A 4,164-nucleotide genomic window follows, 5' to 3' on the forward strand; every position below is an offset into this window, starting at 1 on the left:
GCGGCATCCGCGAGGTCTACGGCGATCTCGCCCGCATGCGGCCCGGCACCGACAGCCGTTATGCCGACCTGCTCATGCGGCCGGGCAACAAGGCCGGCATGGTGGCCTACTTCCGCCTGCTCGCCGACATGAACCGCGACAACCGCTTCGCCGCCCGCGTGCGTGAGCTGCGCGTGCCCACCCTGCTGCTCTGGGGCGCGCGCGACCGCTGGGTGCCGCCGGCGCTGGTGCGGCGCTGGCAGCAGGATGTGCCCGGCCTGACCGTGAAGGTATACCCGGATGCCGGGCACATTCCCATGGAAGAGATTCCCGAGGCCTCGGCGCAGGATGCGCTCGACTTCCTGCTCATGCGCGAGGCGAAGGTGGCGGCGGCCTGAGGGTTTCCCTCCCGGTCGGGCATGCGGCTGCCGAGCCTGTGCCCGCCTGGCCATGTGGCCGGTGCGCGGCAAGCCGGCGTTGCGCCGGCAGAACAGATAAAGGCGCCCGGGGGCGCCTTTATCTGTTGCTTCAGTGCCTCCGGCCGGAGGCCGTGCTCAAGACAGCTGCGAGATGTCCGCCACGCGCAGGAACAGCGCACGCAGCCAGGACAGCAGGCGCAGGCGGTTGGCACGCACGGCGGCGTCCTCGGCCATGACCATGACGCTGTCGAAGAAGGCATCCACCGGTTCGCGCAGGGATGCCAGCGTGGTCAGCGCCGTGGTGTAGTCACCGCTGGCGAAGCAGGGTGCCACGCGCGCGGCAGCGGCGGCCACGGCATCGGCCAGTGCCTGCTCGGCACCGGCTTCCAGCAGCGATTTCTCGATCTCGCCGCCGGTCACGGTCTCCTTGGCCAGGATGTTGGACACGCGCTTGTTGGCGGCGGCCAGCGCGGCGGCTTCGGGCAGCGTGCGGAAGTGCGCCACCGCCTTCACGCGGCGGTCGAAGTCGCGCGCCACGGACGGGCGGCAGGCCTGCACGGCCTGGATCACGTCGACGGCGATGCCCTGCTCCTCGTACATGGCGCGGTAGCGGCCGAGCAGGAAGTCGAAGACATCCGCCGCCGTGGTGGCCGAGGTCAGCGCGGCGCCGTGCTGCGCGGTGGCGGCCTGCACCAGCTGCTCCAGATCGATATCCAGCTCGCCCTCGATGAGGGTGCGCAGCACGCCGAGCGCGGCGCGGCGCAGCGCGAACGGGTCCTTGGAGCCGGTCGGCGGCTGGCCGATGCCGAAGATGCCGGTCAGCGTGTCGAGCTTGTCGGCCAGCGCCACGGCCTGGCCGGTNCGTGGCGGGCGTAGTGGTAACCCGCGATGCCCTGCAGCTCGGGGAACTCGCCGACCATTTCCGACGCCAGGTCGGACTTGCACAGCAGGCCGGCGGTGCGCGCCAGCCCGGCGTCGCCGCCGATGCCGTCGGCGATCCGCGCGGCCAGCGCCGACACGCGCTCGGCCTTGGCGAACACGGTGCCGAGCTGGGCCTGGAAGACCACGTTCTTCAGGCGCTCGTTGCGCGCCGCCAGCGTGGTCTTCTTGTCCTGGTTGAAGAAGAACTCGGCGTCGGTCAGGCGCGGGCGCACGACCTTCTCGTTGCCGGCCACGATCTTGTCCGGCGCCGGCGAGTCGATATTGGCGACGGTGATGAAGCGGGCCATGAGCTGGCCGGCGGCATCCACCAGACAGAAGTATTTCTGGTTGTCCTGCATGGTCGAGATCAGGGCTTCCTGCGGCACGGCCAGGAAGCGCTGCTCGAACGAGCACACCAGCGGCACCGGCCACTCGACCAGCGCGGTGACTTCATCGAGCAGGGCATCGGGCATGAGCGCGCGACCGCCCTCCTTCGCCGCCAGCGCGTTCACCGCGCCGCGGATCTGCTCGCGGCGTTCGGCGAAGTCGGCGACCACGTGCGCGCCGCGCATGGCTGGCAGATAGGCATCGGCCGAGGCGATAGCCACCGCCTGCGGGTGGTGGAAGCGATGACCGAAGCTGGTGCGGCCGCTGTCCAGGCCGAGCAGCGTGGCCGGCACCACGTCGTTGCCGTAGAGCATGACCAGCCAGTGCACCGGGCGCACGAACTCCACGCGGCTGGCGCCCCAGCGCATGCGCTTGGCCACCGGCAGGTTCTTCAGCGCCAGATCGAGAATGCCCGGCAGCAGTGCCAGCGCGCTGTCGCCCTTGACCTCGCGCACGAAGCGCAGCTTGTCGCCGCTCCGGTCGATCTCGCCGATGTCCACGCCGTTCTTGCGCGCGAAGCCGAGCGCTGCCTGCGTCGGCTTGCCTTCGGCGTCGAAGGCGGCCTTCACCGGCGGGCCGTCGACGGCGATCACGCGGTCGGGCTGCTGCGCGGCGAGCTGGCGCACGATCAGCGCCAGGCGGCGCGGGGCGGCGTAGAACTCGACGCCGGCGTGCACCAGGCCGGCCTTGGCCAGGCCATCGGCGACACCGTCGCGCAGCGCGGTGGCCAGCGTCAGCAGGGACTTCGGCGGCAGCTCCTCGCCGCCGATTTCAAACAGGAAATCCTGGGCGCTCATGCCTGCGCCTCCTTCTTCTCGATCTGCTTGTCGGAAGGCCTGGCCGCCGCGGCCTCGACCTGGGCCAGCACCTCGGCGCGCAGGGCCGGGTCGGCGAGCGGGAAGCCGAGCGCGGCGCGGGCGTCGAAATAGCTCTGCGCGACCGCGCGCGCCAGCGTGCGCACGCGCAGGATGTAGCGCTGGCGCTCGGTCACCGATATGGCACGGCGGGCATCGAGCAGGTTGAAGCTGTGCGAGGCCTTGATGACCATTTCGTAGGCCGGCAGCGGCAGCGGCTGGGGCAGGTTCATCAGGCGGTTGGCTTCGGATTCGTAGAGGTCGAAGAGCTTGAACAGCTCCGGCACGTTGGCGTGCTCGAAGTTGTAGGTCGACTGCTCGACCTCGTTCTGGTGGAACACGTCGCCGTAGGTGACCTTGCCGAACGGGCCGTCGGCCCAGACCAGGTCGTAGACCGAGTCCACGCCCTGCAGGTACATGGCCAGGCGCTCCAGACCGTAGGTGATCTCGCCGGTGACCGGGTAGCACTCGATGCCGCCGACCTGCTGGAAGTAGGTGAACTGGGTCACTTCCATGCCGTTGAGCCAGACTTCCCAGCCCAGGCCCCAGGCGCCCAGCGTCGGCGACTCCCAGTTGTCTTCCACGAAGCGGATGTCATGCACGGTCGGATCGACGCCGATGCGGCGCAGCGACTCCAGGTAGAGCTCCTGGATGTTGCTCGGGTTCGGCTTCAGCACGACCTGGAACTGGTAGTAGTGCTGCAGGCGGTTCGGGTTCTCGCCGTAGCGGCCGTCGGCCGGGCGGCGCGAGGGCTGCACGTAGGCGGCGTTCCAGGTCTCCGGGCCGATGGCGCGCAGGAAGGTCGCGGTGTGGAAGGTGCCGGCGCCCATTTCCATGTCGTACGGCTGCAGGACCACGCAGCCCTGCTCGGCCCAGTAGCTCTGCAGCGCGAGGATCAGGCCCTGGAAGGTCTGGATCGGCTGCGAAGCCTGATTCGTTGTCTGACTCATGTTGTCTGCCCTGTGGGGATGTCGGCGCGCATGGACACCGACCGTGCCGGGCATGGGAAATCATGCCGGCCTGATCGAACGGCGCAGTATAACCGAGGGCATGCCGGGCTGGCACTGAGCCTGGGGAACGAGACTCAGCCGATCAGCAGCGACACGTAGGCGGCGTAGGCGGCCAGCAGCAGCGCGCCGCGCAGGCGGGAGATGCGGTAGCCGAGCCAGAACAGCGGCAGGCAGAACACCGATACCGCGAGCATGACCGGGATATCGAAGGCGAGCGCCTCCGGCGCCACGCGGATACCGGCCGGCGACACCAGCGACGACAGCCCGAGCACGCACAGGATATTGAAGATGTTGCTGCCCACCACATTGCCGATGGCGATGTCGCGCTGGCCGCGGATGGACGCCATGACGCTGGTGGCCAGCTCGGGCAGCGAGGTGCCCACCGCCACGATGGTCAGGCCGATGACCAGCTCCGACACCCCCAGGCCGCGCGCCAGCATGACCGCGCCGTCGACCAGCCAGCCGGCGCCGACCACCAGCATGGCCAGGCCGGCAACCACCAGCACCAGGTTGCGCAGCGGCCGGGCACCGGCACCGGCGTCCAGCCCGGCCTCGTCGCGCATGCTGTCGGCCAGCGCCTTGTCGTTGCGCGAC

At 69.8% G+C, this 4,164-nt stretch carries 3 protein-coding genes and 1 pseudogene; 1 reads left to right on the forward strand and 3 read right to left on the reverse strand.

The window, feature by feature from the left end; translation table 11 throughout:
• Positions 1 to 377 (forward strand): alpha/beta fold hydrolase (locus C5O18_RS07080; RefSeq protein WP_146089257.1); only part of this gene is annotated, 377 nt, incomplete at its 5' end.
• 156 nt (positions 378 to 533) lie between these two features.
• Here C5O18_RS07080 and glyS read toward each other — a convergent pair.
• The 3 genes and pseudogenes from glyS to C5O18_RS07095 all read right to left on the reverse strand — a co-directional run.
• Positions 534 to 2,503 (reverse strand): annotated as a pseudogene (gene glyS, locus C5O18_RS07085) (glycine--tRNA ligase subunit beta).
• A complete protein-coding gene (gene glyQ / locus C5O18_RS07090; protein ID WP_105192720.1) occupies positions 2,500 to 3,510 on the reverse strand; it encodes a glycine--tRNA ligase subunit alpha in 1,011 nt (336 codons plus the stop codon). The pseudogene glyS and the gene glyQ overlap by 4 nt, the downstream one beginning before the upstream one ends.
• A 134-nt stretch (positions 3,511 to 3,644) precedes the next feature.
• Positions 3,645 to 4,164: sodium:calcium antiporter (locus tag C5O18_RS07095; RefSeq protein ID WP_420884482.1), on the reverse strand; the 520-nt coding region annotated here is incomplete at its 5' end.

This window comes from Amnimonas aquatica (assembly GCF_002943415.1).
In the GTDB taxonomy this organism is placed as follows: Bacteria; Pseudomonadota; Gammaproteobacteria; order Pseudomonadales; family Moraxellaceae; genus Perlucidibaca; species Perlucidibaca aquatica_A.

Bases quoted from the DNA above. Each gene is read 5' to 3' on its own strand.
- glyQ (WP_105192720.1), bottom strand. From the start codon at position 3,510: ATGAGTCAGACAACGAATCAGGCTTCGCAGCCGATCCAGACCTTCCAG.